Source organism: Neisseria sp. HMSC066H01 (assembly GCF_001837375.1).
Classification (GTDB): domain Bacteria; phylum Pseudomonadota; class Gammaproteobacteria; order Burkholderiales; family Neisseriaceae; genus Neisseria.
The window spans coordinates 472,260-488,966 of the sequence record NZ_KV832195.1 but is presented as its reverse complement, the minus strand read 5'-3'; the positions used below and the strand labels follow the sequence as shown (position 1 = coordinate 488,966).

At 51.1% G+C, this 16,707-nt stretch carries 11 protein-coding genes; 4 read left to right on the top strand and 7 right to left on the bottom strand.

What is annotated here, in order from left to right; genetic code table 11:
• Positions 1–35: 35 nt before the first annotated feature.
• The 4 genes from HMPREF2551_RS09105 to HMPREF2551_RS09090 form a co-directional block, all read right to left on the bottom strand.
• The gene (locus tag HMPREF2551_RS09105; protein WP_070838582.1) at positions 36–1,631 is read right to left on the bottom strand and encodes a peptide chain release factor 3; all 1,596 of its coding nucleotides are present in this window, start codon (positions 1,629–1,631) and stop codon (positions 36–38) included.
• 213 nt (positions 1,632–1,844) lie between these two features.
• Entirely contained in the window at positions 1,845–2,987 is a 1,143-nt protein-coding gene (locus HMPREF2551_RS09100) for an NADH-dependent flavin oxidoreductase (protein WP_070838580.1), read from the bottom strand.
• A 118-nt stretch (positions 2,988–3,105) separates the two neighbouring features.
• Positions 3,106–4,170 (bottom strand): 2,3-butanediol dehydrogenase, encoded by a 1,065-nt coding sequence (locus HMPREF2551_RS09095; protein WP_070838578.1) that lies wholly within the window; start codon positions 4,168–4,170, stop codon positions 3,106–3,108.
• 233 nt (positions 4,171–4,403) lie between these two features.
• On the bottom strand, positions 4,404–5,462 hold the full coding sequence (locus HMPREF2551_RS09090) for a histone deacetylase family protein (protein ID WP_070823211.1): 1,059 nt from the start codon (positions 5,460–5,462) through the stop codon (positions 4,404–4,406).
• A gap of 177 nt (positions 5,463–5,639) precedes the next feature.
• Between HMPREF2551_RS09090 and yajC the strand changes: the two genes are divergently transcribed.
• The 4 genes from yajC (at position 5,640) to HMPREF2551_RS09070 (ending at position 9,980) form a co-directional block, all read left to right on the top strand.
• Entirely contained in the window at positions 5,640–5,906 is a 267-nt protein-coding gene (gene yajC / locus HMPREF2551_RS09085; RefSeq protein WP_003675720.1) for a preprotein translocase subunit YajC, read from the top strand.
• A gap of 75 nt (positions 5,907–5,981) precedes the next feature.
• Complete coding sequence (gene secD, locus HMPREF2551_RS09080; protein WP_003745673.1) at positions 5,982–7,835, top strand: protein translocase subunit SecD; 1,854 nt, start codon at positions 5,982–5,984, stop codon at positions 7,833–7,835.
• 3 nt (positions 7,836–7,838) lie between these two features.
• Complete coding sequence (secF, locus tag HMPREF2551_RS09075) at positions 7,839–8,774, top strand: protein translocase subunit SecF (protein WP_003686183.1); 936 nt, start codon at positions 7,839–7,841, stop codon at positions 8,772–8,774.
• Positions 8,775–9,098: 324 nt separating this feature from the next.
• On the top strand, positions 9,099–9,980 hold the full coding sequence (locus HMPREF2551_RS09070; RefSeq protein ID WP_070838576.1) for a carbohydrate kinase family protein: 882 nt from the start codon (positions 9,099–9,101) through the stop codon (positions 9,978–9,980).
• A gap of 78 nt (positions 9,981–10,058) precedes the next feature.
• Here HMPREF2551_RS09070 and HMPREF2551_RS09065 read toward each other — a convergent pair whose 3' ends face one another.
• From HMPREF2551_RS09065 to infB, 3 genes are all read right to left on the bottom strand, one after another.
• On the bottom strand, positions 10,059–10,616 hold the full coding sequence (locus HMPREF2551_RS09065) for a nitroreductase family protein (RefSeq protein WP_070838574.1): 558 nt from the start codon (positions 10,614–10,616) through the stop codon (positions 10,059–10,061).
• A 111-nt stretch (positions 10,617–10,727) separates the two neighbouring features.
• The gene (locus HMPREF2551_RS09060; RefSeq protein WP_070838572.1) at positions 10,728–13,466 is read right to left on the bottom strand and encodes a calcium-binding protein; all 2,739 of its coding nucleotides are present in this window, start codon (positions 13,464–13,466) and stop codon (positions 10,728–10,730) included.
• A gap of 348 nt (positions 13,467–13,814) precedes the next feature.
• Positions 13,815–16,703, bottom strand: coding sequence for a translation initiation factor IF-2 (infB, locus tag HMPREF2551_RS09055; RefSeq protein WP_070838570.1), 2,889 nt, complete (start codon positions 16,701–16,703; stop codon positions 13,815–13,817).
• Positions 16,704–16,707 lie beyond the last annotated feature (4 nt).

Genomic DNA, 16,707 nt, shown 5'->3' with positions numbered 1-16,707 from the left:
AAGGCCGTCTGAAAGTTTCAGACGGCCTTTGTATTTTACAGTTTAACCGAATGCTCGCGCGTTTCGTGGAACACGATGTCCGGCCAGCGTTCCTGCGTCAGATTTAAGTTGACGCGGTTAGGCGCAAGGTAGGCGAGGTTGCCGCCTGCGTCTATCGACAGATTGCCTGCGTTGGCTTTTTCAAATTCTGCCAGTTTTTTCTTGTCTTCACACGATACCCAGCGCGCCGACCAGATGGATGCGTTGTCGAACACGGCTTCTACGCCGTATTCGTTGGCGAGGCGCGAGGTAACGACTTCAAACTGCAACACGCCGACCGCGCCCAAAATCAAATCCGCGCCGCTCATCGGTTTGAAGACTTGTACCGCGCCTTCTTCGCCGAGCTGTTGCAAGCCTTTTTGCAGTTGCTTGATTTTCAGCGGGTTTTTGATGCGTACGCTGCGGAAGAGTTCGGGTGCGAAGAAGGGGATGCCGGTGAACGCCAGTTGTTCGCCTTCGGAGAAGCTGTCGCCGATTTGGATGTTGCCGTGGTTCGGGATGCCGATGATGTCGCCGGCGTAGGCTTCTTCCACTAATTCGCGGTCGTGCGACATGAAGGTTACCACGCTGGAGGCGGCGATTTCGCGGTTGATGCGTAGGTGTTTCATCTTCATGCCGCGCTCGAATTTACCGGAGCAGACGCGCAAGAAGGCAATACGGTCGCGGTGTTTCGGGTCCATATTGGCTTGGATTTTAAAGATAAATCCGGAAAACTTCGGCTCGTCCGGCTCGACCATGCGCACGGTCGCATCGCGCGGTTTCGGCGCGGGCGCCCATTCAATCAATGAATTGAGGATTTCCTGAATACCGAAGTTGTTAATCGCCGAGCCGAAGAACACGGGCGTGAGTTCGCCGGCGAGAAATTCGTCGAGATTGAACTCGTTGGAAGCGGCCTGCACCAATTCGATTTCGTCGCGCAACTGTTGGATTTCCAACGGAAAGCGTTGTTCCAATTCGGGATTGTCGATGCCTTTGATGATGTCGAACTCGTGCGGCAGGCGCTCGCCGCCCGCTTCAAAGAGATAGATTTCATCGTTCAGGATGTGGTACACGCCTTTGAAGTTTTTGCCCATGCCGATCGGCCAGGTTACGGGCGCGCAGCGGATTTGCAGGATGTTTTCCGCTTCGTCCAGCAATTCCAAAGAATCGCGCACTTCGCGGTCGTATTTGTTCATGAAGGTAACAATCGGCGTATTGCGCAGGCGGCAGACGTTCAAGAGTTTGATGGTTTGCGCTTCCACGCCTTTTGCCGCGTCAATGACCATCAAGGCGCTGTCGACGGCGGTCAATACGCGGTAGGTATCTTCGGAGAAGTCTTGGTGTCCCGGCGTGTCCAAGAGGTTGACGGTGTGGTCTTTGTAGTCGAACTGCATCACGCTTGATGCCACGGAAATGCCGCGCTGCTTCTCGATTTCCATCCAGTCGGAGGTGGCGAATTTGCCGGTTTTTTTGCCTTTTACCGTACCCGCGCTTTGAATTGCACCTGAAAACAGCAGCAGTTTTTCGGTCAACGTGGTTTTACCCGCGTCAGGGTGGGAGATGATGGCAAACGTGCGGCGGCGGCGCACTTGGTCGAGGATTTCTTGGGACATGGTTTTCTTTGCAAAAAGGTTCAGGCCGTTTTTTCAGACGGCCTGAAGGATATGGGTGTTGGAAAACAGGCTAAAATAAGGGCGTGTGCAACACGCCCTGCAATAGATTGAAAGATGCGGAATTGTACAAAAAAATGCTTGATAATTCAATGTTTGCACCAAAACAAAGGCCGTCTGAAAAGTTTCAGACGGCCTTTGTTTATGAATCGATGATTAAATATCCATCGGTTTCCATTCTGCGCCTTTTACCGGCGGCAGCCATGATTGCGTACCGCTGGAGGTAGAGCTCCACAAGGTGTCGGGGAAGCCGTAATGGTCGGTGCGCGTCGAGTCGAGTTGCGTTTCGATTTCATCTTCGCGGCCTTCACGGATTTGCGTGGCGATGTGCGGATTAATCATCACGGTTTTGCCCAATGCGATAAATTCTGCCCAGCCGGTTTCATAGGCGGCCAAAATTTGGTCGGCGGTAAACAGGTTGCCCACGCCGATAAGCGGCAGTTTGCCGTTGATGCGTTCATGGATGAACTGCATACGGGTTTGGGCGGTATCGCCGCCGCGACGGATTTTTTTATCAAATTCCCACAGGGAAACGTGCAGATATTGCAGCGGTTTTTGTACTAATGCGTCAATCAGTGCGCCGGTTTCAGTCATGGTCAAGCCGTCATCGCCCGGCTCTTCGGGGGAGAAGCGGTAGCCGATAATGAAGTCGTCGCGCTGGTGTTTTTCACGGACGGCAACCACGGCATCGATAATGGCCAGCGGGAAGCGCATTCTGTTTTCCAAGCTGCCGCCCCATTGGTCGTTGCGGCGGTTGCTTTGGGCAGAGTAAAACTGTTGGATTAAATAGCCGTTCGCGCCGTGGATTTCCACGCCGTCAAAACCGGCACGAAGCGCCAAATCGGCGGCTTGCGCATAAGAGGCGATGAGTGCTTCGACTTCTTTTGCGGTCGCTTCGCGCGTGTGTTCGGCTTCGCTGGCGGAAGCGCTGATTTTGTCGAGACCGTCCAAAAGGTCATCAATGGCTTTGGAGCCGCCGTGATGGATTTGCAAAATCGCTTTTGCGCCTTGTTGTTGCAGGATTTGTGCGGTTTCTTTCAGGCTGTCGAGGCAGTGTTCGCCTGTGGCTTCAGGTTGGCCGTGAAAGGCTTTGCCGTCTTTTTGAACCAAAGTGGCGGCAGTGATAAACAAGCCCATATCGCCTGCGCGGTTGCTGAGGAAGGTACGCTCTTGGTCGCTGATCAAACCGTCGGCTTGTGAGCCGTAATGGGTCATGGGGGCGACGACAAGGCGGTTTTTGATGGTTACACCGTTATTGAGGGTGTATGTTTGAAAGAGTGGGGCATATTTTGGATTCATGGAGTTTTACTCTTGATAAGTGAATGGTTGGTATAGAATTGGGCCATTCGGGAATTTATCAAGTACACAGGCCGTCTGAAAAGTTTCAGACGGCCTGTTTATTCTTTAAACCTTAGGATTAAAGATTGGGATTAACAATGATTTTTACTGCGGATTCATTGTTGTGGATCAAGCGCTCGAAGCCTTCGGAAATCAATTCGTCCAGTTTGATGCGTTGGGTGATGAAAGGCTCAAGGTTGATTTTGCCTTCTTCAACCAATTTGATGGTTTCGGCGTGGTCGTTGCAGTAGGCGATGGTGCCGCGCACGTCCAGCTCTTTCATCACAACGCTGTGGACGTTGATGGTGGCGGGGTGGCTCCAAATAGATACGATAACGACTTTTGCAGTCGGACGGCAGGCTTCGACCATGGTGTCCAGTACTTTGTTAACGCTGGTGCATTCGAATGCGACGTCCACGCCCTCGCCGTTGGTCAGTTTTTTCACTTCTTCGACGACATCGACTTCGGATGGGTCAAGGATGTAGTCGGCCACACCGGCTTCGCGTGCTTTGTCTTTACGCGCTTTGCTCAATTCGGTAATGATGACTTTGATGCCTTTGGCTTTCAGTACGGCAGCCAACAGCAAACCGATTGGGCCTGCGCCGCCGACCAATGCGACGTCGCCTTCTTTCGCGCCACTGCGTACATAAGCATGGTGGCCGACAGACAGAGGCTCAATCAAAGCGGCTTGGTCCAATGGGATTTTGTCGGAAATAGGGTGTACCCAACGGCGTTTAACGGCGATTTTTTCAGACAAGCCGCCACCGTAGCCGCCCAAGCCGATGAAGTTCATGTCTTTGGAGAGGTGGTAGTTGCTGCCTTCGCCGGTCGGTACGTCGTCGCGGATGATGTAGGGCTCAACGACAACGTGTTGGCCGACTTTGATGTCGTCCACGCCTTCACCTACGGCATAAACCACGCCGGAGAACTCGTGACCCATAGTTACTGGCGCTGACTCGCCGGAGATTGGGTGCGGATGGCCGCAAGGCGGAATGAAAATCGGGCCTTCCATGAATTCGTGCAGGTCGGTACCGCAGATACCGCACCACGCAACATTGATGCCGACAGTACCCGGAGCGACGGTTGGCTCGGGAATGTCTTCGATGCGGATGTCGCCTTTGTTGTAAAAACGTGCTGCTTTCATTGTAACGCTCCTTTTTTAAAGTGGAGGCCGTCTGAAAAAGACGGTCAATTAGGGAAAGGGTAGCAGTGTGGCGTGTGAAGTGTTTTTATTGATATGTTTTATGTTTGTTATTTTACTACTGATAATATGAAAATGGTTTGTCTTTGCTCAAATTAAAGTTTGTAAATGAAAAAAAGGCCGTCTGAAATGGATAATCTGTTTTCAGACGGCCTGGGGTCAATAGTTTGAATGCGTTATGGTGTAGGATTGTTACTTTTGCCACGCTTCAGATGTTTTTGGTAGGCGATGACGTAGTCGGCCTTGCTTAAGCCCGCCAATACACGAATGTGGGCGGCGGCGGATTTAGACATGGATTCCAAGGTATAGCCGCCTTCCAGTACGGAAACGACACGTCCCTGACAGCTTGCCGTTGCTTGGACGATTTTGTGCGTCAACCAGGCAAAATCGGCTTCATGCAGGTTCAGACGGCCTGTTTCGTCTTGTTTGTGCCCGTCAAAACCGGCCGAAAGCAACACCAACTCGGGGCGGAAGGCCGTGAGCTTGGGCAGCCATTGTTCGCGGATGGTCGTGCGGAAGATACGGCTGCCTGTGCCCGGTTTGAGGGGCGTATGCAGCATATTCTTATTGCCGGCGTATTGTTCCGCCTGAGGGAAGGGGAAGATGTCGGTTTCAAACAGGTTGAAAAACATCACGCGCGGATCGTCTTGGAGAATCTCCGCCGTACCATCGCCGAAGTGGACGTCGAAATCGATGACGGCGATGCGTTGCAAGCGGTATTGGGCAATGGCGTGCATCACGCCGGCGGCAACGTTGTTGATCAGGCAAAATCCGCCGGCGCTGTTGCTGTGGGCATGGTGGCCTGGCGGGCGGATGGCGCAAAAAGCATGCCAGGCCTTTTTGTTCATCACCATATCGACTGCCTTGACGACGGCGCCGGCCGCAAAACGGGCGGCTTGAAGGGAGTCGTGGCAGATGACGGTATCGTCGTCGATACGGTGGATTTTACCGGGGAGCGGCTGGGCGGCCTCCAATTCGTGCAGATAGTTGCGCGAGTGGACCAATGCCAGCTGCGCATCTTTGATTTCCGGTGCTTCGGCGGTTTGCAGGCGACGCCAAATGCCTTCTTGTTTTAAGGCGGTTTGAATGGCGCTGATGCGTTCGGGCCTGTCGGGATGGTTGGGCCCTGGCTGGTGCTGTAGGAATATCGGATGCGAAATCCATACGGTGCGGGCGTTTTTGCCAAACAAACGGCGCAGGCGGGTGCTGATGCGCCAAAGGATTTTTTTGAACATGGAACGGTATGTGTCGGACAAGTCGTAAAGACTGCTAAATATGGTTAATAAATACGGAAATACTTGGAAATTTTTCAGACGGCCTTTAGAATAGCTCAATTTTGCAGTCCAACCAATGTGTTTGATTGCAGTGTGCAGTTTTTTACTTAATCTAAAACTTGAAAGAACGGATATATTATGAATCAAGCAGTGGCTCAATTTGCCCCTTTAGTGCTGATCATGGTGGTGTTTTACTTCCTGATTATGCGTCCTCAACAAAAGAAATTCAAAGCGCACCAAGCGATGTTGGCCGCATTGAAAGTCGGCGATAAAGTCGTTTTGGCGGCAGGTTTCAAAGGCCGCGTGACCAAAGTCGGCGAGCAATTCTACACTGTCGACATCGGTCAAGGTGCGAAAATCGAAGTGGAAGTTGAGCGCAACGCGATTGCCGCGAAAGCCGAATAATCCGTTTTTTTGCAAAAAGCCGCCTCATTTTCCGAGCGCGGCTGTTTGCCTTTATAAATAAAGCAAAGGTTTACCATGAACCGTTATCCTTTATGGAAATACCTGCTGATTGCGTTCACGATTGTGGTTGCGGCTGTTTACTCGCTGCCCAACCTTTTCGGTGAAACGCCTGCCGTACAGGTATCGACCAACCGACAAGCCATCGTGATCAACGATCAAACCCAGTCTAAAGTGGATGCTGCGCTGAAACAGGCAGGTATTCAGACTGATGGTATGTTCATCGTCGACAACTCGCTGAAAGTGCGTTTCAAAGATACCGAAACGCAATTGAAAGCACGCGACGTCATCGAAAATACTTTGGGCGAGGGCTATATTACCGCGCTCAACCTGTTGGCAGACAGCCCTGAGTGGATGGCGAAAATCAAAGCCAATCCGATGTTCCTGGGTCTGGACTTGCGCGGCGGCGTGCATTTCACCATGCAGGTGGACATGAAAGCCGCGATGCAGAAAACGTTTGAACGTTATTCCGGCGACATCCGCCGCGAACTGCGCCGCGAAAAAATCCGTACCGGCACGGTGCATCAGACTGAAAACGGTCTGACCGTGCCTTTGCAAGATGCTGCCGATGTACAAAAAGCCTTGCCTCAGTTGCAAAAATTGTTCCCTGAAGCCACGCTGCTGCCGGACGGTAACAATATCGTGCTGACTTTGTCTGAAGAGGCAATCAATAAAGTACGTTCTGATGCGGTTAAACAAAACATCAATACGTTGCACAACCGTGTGAACGAATTGGGCGTAGCCGAACCGGTTATCCAACAATCCGGCCTTGACCGCATTGTCGTACAGTTGCCGGGCGTGCAAGATACTGCCAAAGCCAAAGACATTATCGGCCGTACCGCGACTTTGGAAGTGCGCATGGTGGAAGACGATCCGATCAAACTGCAAGAAGCTTTGAACGGCAATGTGCCGACCGGTTACGAATTGCTGTCAAGCGGTGGCGATCATCCGGAAACTATTTTGGTCAACAAACAAGTTGAATTGACCGGCGACAACATCAACGATGCGCAACCTAGCTTTGACCAAATGGGCGCGCCTGCCGTGAGCCTGAGCCTAGATAGTGCGGGCGGTAGCATTTTTGGCGAATTGACTTCAGCCAATGTGGGTAAACGTATGGCTATGGTGTTGATCGACCAAGGTAAATCCGAAGTCGTTACCGCGCCTGTCATCCGTGCCGCCATTACCGGCGGCCGCGTGGAGATTTCCGGCAGCATGACGACAGCCGAAGCCAACGATACTTCATTGTTACTGCGCGCCGGTTCGCTGGCCGCACCGATGCAGATTGTTGAAGAACGTACCATCGGCCCGTCTTTGGGTAAAGAAAACATTGAAAAAGGTTTCCACTCTACCTTGTGGGGCTTCGCTGCTGTTGCTGCATTCATGGTGATTTACTACCGCTTGATGGGTTTCTTCTCTACCATTGCCTTGAGTACCAATATCTTGTTTTTGGTGGGTATTTTGTCTGCCATGCAGGCAACGCTGACCTTGCCGGGTATTGCCGCCTTGGCCTTGACCTTGGGTATGGCGATTGACTCCAACGTGTTGATTAATGAACGTATCCGTGAGGAATTGCGTGCCGGTGTCGCACCGCAGCAGGCCATCAACCTCGGTTTCCAACACGCTTGGGCAACCATTGTCGACTCCAACTTGACCTCCCTGATTGCCGGTATCGCTTTGTTGGTATTCGGTTCCGGCCCGGTACGCGGTTTTGCGGTTGTACACTGTATCGGTATTCTGACTTCGATGTATTCATCCGTGGTCGTGTTCCGTGCTTTGGTCAACCTGTGGTACGGCCGTCGTCGCAAATTGCAAAATATTTCCATCGGTTCGGTATGGAAGCCGAAAGCTGAAATGGCAGAAGGCAAGGAGTAAAACATGGAATTATTTAAAATCAAACGCGATATTCCGTTTATGAGCTACGGCAAACTGACGACTTTTATTTCGTTGGTTACGTTTATCGCCGCCGTGTTCTTTTTGGTAACCAAAGGCTTGAATTTCTCCGTCGAATTTACCGGCGGTACGGTAATGGAAGTCCAATATCAGCAGGGCGTTGATGTGAATAAAACACGCGAACGCCTCGATACGCTGAAAATGGGCGATGTACAGGTTCAGGCATTGGGTACGAACAAGCACATCATGATCCGCCTGCCGAACAAAGAAGGCGTAACCTCCGCCCAATTGTCCAACCAAGTAATGGATTTGCTGAAAAAAGACAATCCTGACGTTACCTTGCGCCAAGTCGAATTCATCGGCCCTCAAGTCGGCGAAGAATTGGTCACCAATGGTTTGATGGCATTAGGCTTCGTGGTGGCAGGTATTATTATTTACTTGTCCATGCGTTTTGAGTGGCGTTTTGCAGTATCGGCGATTATTGCGAATATGCACGATATTGTGATTATTCTCGGCTGTTTCGCTTTCTTCCAATGGGAATTTTCATTGACTGTCTTGGCAGGTATTTTGGCAGTTTTGGGTTATTCCGTGAACGAATCCGTGGTGGTGTTTGACCGTATTCGTGAAAACTTCCGCAAACCGCATATGCGCGGCCATACTGTTCCGGAGGTTATCGACAACGCGATTACCGCTACCATGAGCCGTACCATCATTACCCACGGTTCGACCGAGGCAATGGTTGTTTCTATGCTGGTGTTCGGCGGTGCGGCCTTGCATGGCTTCTCTATGGCGCTGACCATCGGTATCGTGTTCGGTATTTACTCTTCCGTATTGGTTGCCAGCCCGCTTTTGCTGATGTTCGGTTTGAGCCGTGAGAACATTGCCAAAGAAGTGAAGAAAAAAGAAGAGGTTGTAGTCTAAACACTGCAATAATTCAGTAAAGGCCGTCTGAAAATTGATTGAATCAGTTTTCAGACGGCCTTTTGTATTTAAATTTCAGAATGTTTTGTTTTAATGAAATCAGAGGGGATAAATGTGAAAGAAAAAGAAAAAATATGGACGATATAATTTTGTGATGAATCAAGTTTATTGTCTGATATGCCCTTAATTGCTTGTCAGTCCCAATATTTTAAAACATAATACTTTTGCCCCCGATGCTGGAGTTTTACTACAAGTACATGATTTGCAAAAAATCTGTCGGGTGTGCAGACCCTGCCAATCAACCTCAAATAAGGAAGGTTAAGAATGAAAGTAACCAGTTTCGGCGAAGTGCTGTGGGACGATTTTCCAAACGGAAAGGTATTGGGTGGCGCCCCCTTGAATGTTGCTGTCCGTTTGCAGTCTTTGGGTATCGATGCTGCCATCATCAGCCGTCGCGGTGATGATGCCGACGGCGAGGAATTGCTGCGCCAGGTCCAAAGCAAAAACGTCAATACTGATTATTTGCAGGTTTGCCAAGAATGCGCGACCAGTTTGGTAAAAGTACACTTGGACAAGTCTGGCAGCGCGTCTTATGAGATTGTTTATCCTTGTGCGTGGGACAGAATTGCGAATAATAATGCGGCAATCAAGCGAGTGGCAGAATCCGATGCGTTCGTTTTCGGCAGCTTGGCAACCCGTGATGAGGTTTCGCGTAAAAGCTTGGATGCTTTATTGAAAGAAGCCAAATTCAAAATTTTTGACGTTAATCTGCGCAAGCCGCATTACGATATTGACCGCTTGTTGGAGACCATGAAACAGTCCGATATGGTCAAACTCAATGACGATGAGTTGTATGAATTGGCCGCGGCTTACGGCTCTCCTTATCACAGTATCGAACAAAATATCAGCTACCTTGTTAAGCTGACGGGTGTCAAAATCTTGTGTGTGACTTTGGGCAGCCATGGCGCGGTTTTGTATAAGGACGGCGAGGTGTACCGCCATTGCGGTTTCCGCGTTAAAGTGGTGGATACTGTCGGCTCTGGCGACAGCTTTCTTGGCGGTTTGACTTACAAGCTGCTCAATAATGCGCCTCCTCAAGAAGCCATTACTTTTGCTTGTGCGTTGGGCGCGTTGGTTGCTTCGCGTCATGGTGCAACGGCGGATATTTCTTTGGAAGAAGTTGAAGCGTTTATGAATCCTGCTTGATATTTTGACAAGAGACGTAAAAAGGCCGTCTGAAAACCATTAAATCAGGTTTTCAGACGGCCTGAGTATTTTCAGGCTTTACCAATAAGTGGTAAAGCATTCCAGGTTGGTATTTTTCGGGCCGCCGCCTTCTTCTGTCGGCGAGCCAATCATCATCAGGCCGATGATTTTGTCTTTGTCGGTACACTCAAATGCTTCGCGCAACAATGGACTGTTGACCCACATGCCCGTAATCCAAACATTGTCGAAGCCCTGGGCTGATGCGGCCAGTTGCAACGCGTAGGCGGCGCATCCGGCGGTCAGCATTTGCTCCCATTCGGGTTTAGGTTTTGCCACTTCACGGTTCGGCGCAAATGTAACGCCGATAATCATAGGCGCCATGTTGCCGACGCGTTCGGCCTTTTTCATGGCATCATCGCCGAAGTTGAGTTCGGTAACGGTCTTGCTCAAAAGCTCGCGGAAACGTTGCAAACCGGCCTCGCTTTGAATAACGGTAAAGCGGTAAGGGCGCATATTGCCGTGATCGGGCACTTGGGTTGCCGCTTGCAGCATTTGTTCCAGTTGCTCGGCATTGGGTGCCGGAACCGTCAGTTTTTTGGAAGAGCGACGTGTGGTCAGGAGATTTAAGGCATCCATGTTTTATTCTTTCTTGTGAACTTGAATGAGAATAATTATATAGCGGAAAGATAAATAAATCAGCAAAAGACTGAGGCCGTCTGAATTCAGGTTTCAGACGGCCTTTGGGTTTTACAGGATACCGTTGTTTTGCATATTTTCAGTAATCAGTGCTTTGCTGATTTCGTCGGCGGTGTAGCTCTTACCGCTTTCAAATACAAAGCTGTCGATATTATTGTTGGCAATATCATGGATGGTCAGGGTGTCGCCTGTATCTTTGATGGTTAAGACCCAATCATCGCCGGTTTTTAACTGTAAATCTTTCAGCGTCAGCCCTTCTTTGAAACGGACTTGGGTATCGCTGCCTCCGTATGGGTTGAAGGTGTCGTTGCCGCTGTTTCTGCCAAACATGATGACGGTGTTGTCGGCACCCGGATCGGTAATGGTGTCGTTGCCGCCGGCCGTATCGACGATGTTGATGCCGCGGCCCAAAGTAATGGTTTCATCACTGCGGTTGCCCCTGTATTCGACAACAGAAGTATAACGCGACAAATCTAAATCGCTGTTGTCGCTATCGGCATGGATGGTGTGGTTGAAGTTGTTGTACACATCCCGGTTGAGTTCTTCAACGGGTTGGCCGGTGTATTGGACGATGTTTTTGTTGCCGATCATGTGCGGGATAGACAGTTTGAAGTGGTTGATCAGTTCGCCCGTGCTGTATGAGGCATTGCCGTCAAACTGAAATTCAGAAATCGCCCCATAAATGCCGCTTTGGTTTTTGATGGTCAAAACATCGTCTGTACCTTTGATGCGGATATGCCAAGTATCGCCATCCAGCAGGGGTGGAGATACAAATTGGTTGCTGTCGGGCAGGTCGGCAATCCCGGTTTTGTCGTAACCTTTTTCAACGGTAATTTCAAGGTCGTCAAGGGTAATGCCGCCGATAAATTTCACGGTGTTGGCGTTGAGCGTGTGCAGGCCGGCCTCGTTGTCGAAACCGAAGTTGTAGTCGAAAATGGTGTCGTGTCCGTAACCTTTTCCGAAAATATAGGTGTCGTTGTGTTCGCCGCCTTCCAGATAATCATTGCCTGCGCCGCCGTCGAGTAAGTCTGCGCCTACATGGGCATAGAGTTTGTCGTTACCATTGCCGCCGTAGAGTTTATCGTCGGAAGCGGGTTCGTTGCCGTAATAGGTTTCGCTGTGTTCGCGCAAGATGTCATCGCCGTCGTGGCCATAGAGGATGTCTCGGCCGTCGTTGCCGCCGTCGATTTCATTGTTGCCTGCATCGCCATGAAAGGTATCGTCGCCGTTTGTACCGACAAATTTGATGGTTTCGGCTTTCAGGGCTTGGAAGGCTTGTTGGAACTGCGCGGCAGTGTAGGTTTGGTCGCTGAACTGGAAACGGTCGATGGAAATGCTGCCATCTGCGCCGATTTGGTTTTGAATCAGGGCTGAACCTTGCTCCGACGTAATTTCCCAGCTTTGGCTGCCGTCGTTGTTATGAATGGTCTTCAGGTTGAGCTTGGCAGTGTTCAGGCCGTCTGAAAACTTGAGGGTATTGATGCCTTGGTTGTCGATAATGGTATCGTTGTCGCCATAGATATAGGTATCGTTTCCGGCGCCGCCTTTCAGAATGTCTTTGCCGTTGCCGCCCACCAAAACATCGTCGCCAGCATCGCCATTGATGGCATCATTGCCGTCGCCGCCATCCAGATAATCGTTGCCGTCGCCGCCGTTGAGGTTGTCGTTGCCGCCCATGCCGTAAACGGTATCATCACCGCGTCCGCTGTTGAGGCGGTTGCGGCCTTCGTTGCCGGTCAGGATGTTATTGCTGTTGTTGCCGGCGGCAAAAATATTGGCCGAGCCGGTCAAGGTAACATTTTCAACGTGGGTGGCGGCAGTATATGAAATGCTGCTGAATACGGTGTCTTCGCCGCCGCCAGCTTGTTCAATCACCACGTCTTTTACATCATCAACGTAGTAAGTGTCATTGCCGTCTCCGCCTTCCATAATGTCGGCACCGGCTTTGCCGTCGATAATATCGTCGCCGGATGTGCCGATCAGATGGTCATTGCCGTCGCTACCATCGATGGTCCGGCCGCTTTCAGTATGACCTGTCAGGGAAAGGTCAAAATATTTGGCAAAGCTGTTTACATTCAGTTTTTGTGTGCCGATGATGAATTGGGAGACTGCCGGCGTTGTGCCGTTTTGCGTGTATTGGTTTTGGATGGTTAAAACGGCATTGCTGTTTTTCACGGCAATCAGCCAGTCTTGACCGCCGGTTTCGTTGTTTCGGACTTCGACGGTTAAATCGTTAAGGCTCAGGTCGGTATGGAAGCGGATGCTGTTGTGGCCTTGGTTGTCGATGATGGTGTCTTGTTCGCTTTGGGCAGAGAAAAGGTAGGTATCGTCGCCTTCGCCACCTTCAAGCACATCGTTGCCTGCTTCGCCGTTGAGGGTGTCATTGCCTGTTTCGCCGAAAAGACGGTCGTTGCCTTCGCCGCCGTTAATGAAATCGTTGCCGCCACCGCCGTAAACGATGTCGTCACCACGCCCGCTGTTGAGGCGGTTGCGGCCTTCATTGCCGATGAGGATGTTGTTGCTGTTGTTGCCTGCGCCGAAGATGTTGGCCGTACCGGTCAAAACAAGGTTTTCAACGTAGTTGGGGAGGGTATAGCTGACGCTGCTGTAAACCGTATCATCGCCGCCGTTTGGGTCTTCAATGATTGTATCGTCGCTGCGGGTGACATAATAAACGTCATCCCCGGGCGTGCCTGTGGTTGTTTGGGCAAGGGAGGGAGGTTGTAATTGCTCTGCATGTCGTAATTCAAATTGCGCATTGCGGATGCGGGTTGCTTTTTCGGTTGTCATGATATTTTCTTTAGATATTGATGAGAGTAACAAGGAAGTAAACGTATCCGGCATATGGCCGGTATTGCTTAATTTGTATTGTGTTTAGGCTATATATACTAGTGCCGAAATTTGATAAAAACAACAAAAACATTAAGATATGACAATAATTAGAGAGCCTTGTCGGGCCGTGTTTGCCGTCCCTTCTTTTACTAAATGGTTTTGCCTTGTTTGATTGTTTTGTGCCTTCTATACCACACATTGATTTCTATAGTTTCAAACTATGAAGAGTGTAAAAATGCCGTCTGAAAAAAGAAGCAGGTTTCGCATTGCAAAACCTGCTTCTGATTTTTCAGACGGCCTGTCTGATTACAGCGTACGGGCAACTTCGACGATGTCGAAACATTCGAGTTGGTCGCCTTCCATAATCTCGTTGTAGCCTTTGATCATCAGACCACATTCGAAGCCCATGCGGACTTCTTTGACGTCGTCTTTGTAGCGTTTCAAAGAAGACAGTTCGCCGGTATGGATGACCACGTTGTTGCGGATGAGGCGGACATGGGAATCGCGTTTGACCACGCCGTCGGTAACCATACAGCCTGCAATATTGCCGACTTTGGAAACAGAGATAACCTGACGGATTTCGACCGTACCGGTGACTTGCTCTTTCTCTTCCGGAGAGAGCATGCCGCTCATGGCGGCTTTCACGTCGTCGATGGCATCGTAAATAATGTTGTAGTAACGGATTTCCACGTTTTCATTTTCAGCCAGTTTGCGTGCGGAAGCATCTGCACGGACGTTAAAGCCGATGATGAATGCGCCGGAAGCGATGGCCAAGTTGACATCCGATTCGGTAATGCCGCCCACGCCGCTGTGCAACACGTTCACTTTCACTTCGTCGGTGGACAGTTTTTTCAGGCTGCCCGCCAAAGCTTCGTAAGAACCTTGTACGTCTGCTTTGATGATGACGGACAAGGATTGGGCTTGGTTTTCGCCCATGTTGTTGAACATGTTTTCCAGTTTCGCGGCCTGTTGTTTGGCCAAGCGCACGTCGCGGTATTTGCCTTGACGGAAGAGGGCGATTTCGCGTGCTTTTTTCTCGTCGGCCAACACCATTGCATCTTCGCCTGCATTCGGTACGTCAGACAAGCCGAGGATTTCGACAGGGATAGACGGTCCGGCTTCATTGATGGCTTTGCCGTTTTCGTCAACCATTGCACGGATTTTACCGAACGCAGTACCGGCCAGCAGCATATCGCCTTTTTTCAGCGTACCGCTTTGCACCAAGAGGGTGGCAACCGCGCCGCGTCCTTTGTCCAGACGGGCTTCGACAATGATGCCTTTGGCAGGTGCATCGACAGGGGCGGTCAGTTCCAATACCTCGGCTTCGAGCAAGACGGCTTCGAGCAAGGCGTCGATATTGATGCCTTTTTTGGCGGAAACGTCGATAAATTGTACATCGCCGCCCCATTCGTCCGGCACGACTTCGTGCGCGGTCAACTCTTGGCGGATACGCTCTGGGTTGGCGGCTTCTTTATCGATTTTGTTGACGGCAACTACTATCGGCACGCCTGCGGCTTTGGCGTGGGCAATCGCCTCGATGGTTTGCGGCATCACACCGTCGTCGGCTGCGACCACGAGAATCACGATATCGGTTGCTTTCGCACCGCGCGCACGCATGGCGGTAAACGCTTCGTGACCCGGAGTATCCAAGAAGGTAATCACGCCGCGTGGGGTTTCAACGTGGTATGCACCGATGTGCTGGGTAATACCGCCCGCTTCGCCTTGTACCACTTTGGCGCGGCGGATGTAGTCCAGCAGGGAAGTTTTACCGTGGTCAACGTGACCCATGACGGTAACCACCGGCGGACGCGGCAATGCTTCGGCTTCCACGGCTTCCACGCCTTCATCCAAGAATGCTTCAGGATCGTCGGCGGCGGCAGGTTTGCCGATGTGGCCGAGTTCTTCCACCACAATCAGGGCGGTGTCTTGGTCAATGGATTGGTTGATGGTGACCATCATGCCCATTTTCATCAGGGCTTTGACCACTTCCACGCCTTTAACGGCCATTTTGTGCGCCAAATCGGCAACGGTAATGGTTTCGGGAACCAAGACTTCGTGTACGACAGGTTCGGTCGGTGCTTGGAAGGCGTGTTGGTTCGGCTCGAGTTTGAGTTTCTTGCCTTTTTTACCGCTGCGTACACGCTCGTCGTCGCCGTTGCGCGCATTGTTGCGGTCGCGACCGCCTTTGCCGCCTTTGCCTTTGGCGTTGCGGCCTTGGTTCTCTTCGTCACGATCGCGGCGGTCGTCTTTTTTATTGCGCGCGTTGTGTTCGGATTTGCCTTCGCCGGCTGAGGCTTTGGTTTTATCGGCAGGTTTGTTGCGTTCGCCTGATTTGGATTTGGCTTCTTTGGCAGATTTTGCTTCTTGCTCGGCCTGTTGTTTCATGGCTTCGCGGCGTGCTTGACGCTCTTGTTTTTCTTTCAACAAAGCTTCTTGATGCGCACGCAGGGCGGCAGCACGACGGGCTTCTTCATCGCGTTGAGCCTGTTCTTCCTCGCTGACGACAGGTTGCGGTACGGCAGGCGCGGCAGGTTTGGCTGCCTTTTTCGCTTCTTTGCCTTTACCGCCTTTGTCTTGTTTGGCTTTGGCAGGTTTTTTGGCTTCGGCCGGTTTTTCAGCTTCAACGGATTTTTCAGACGGCTTGGTGTCTGCTTTGGCTTCTACTTTAGCTTCTGCGGCTTCAACCGGTTTGGCTTCTTCTTTTTTGGCTTCGGCAGGCTTACTTTCTGCTTTTGGTGCGGCTTTGGCTGCTTTCAGTCTGGCTGCTTCGGCCTCTGCTTTGGCGCGGGCTTCGGCTTTTGCGGCTGCTTCTGCTTCAGCTTTGGCTTTTTCTTCGGCAGCTTTTGCGGCTGCTTTTTCTGCTTCGGCTTTTTGGTTTTCAGCCGCTACTTTGGCTTTGGCCTCCGCGGCCAATTCTTCGGAAGAAGGAATGGTAACGGCACGGCTGCGGCGGCGTGTTTCCACTTTTACGCCGTCAACGGTGCTGACTTCGGTTTTTTTGCGGCGGATGCTGATGGTGCCGCTGTTGCTGCCGTTTTTCTTTTGCAGGTAAGCGGTCAGCAATTGTTTGTCGTCAGTGGTCAGGCTGTCATTACCGCTGTTTTTGTTGACGCCGGCTTCTTTCAATTGTTTAAGCAAATCATCGACGGGGCGGTTTAGTTCGGCGGCAAATTGTGCTACGGTTGTATTACTCATTCAG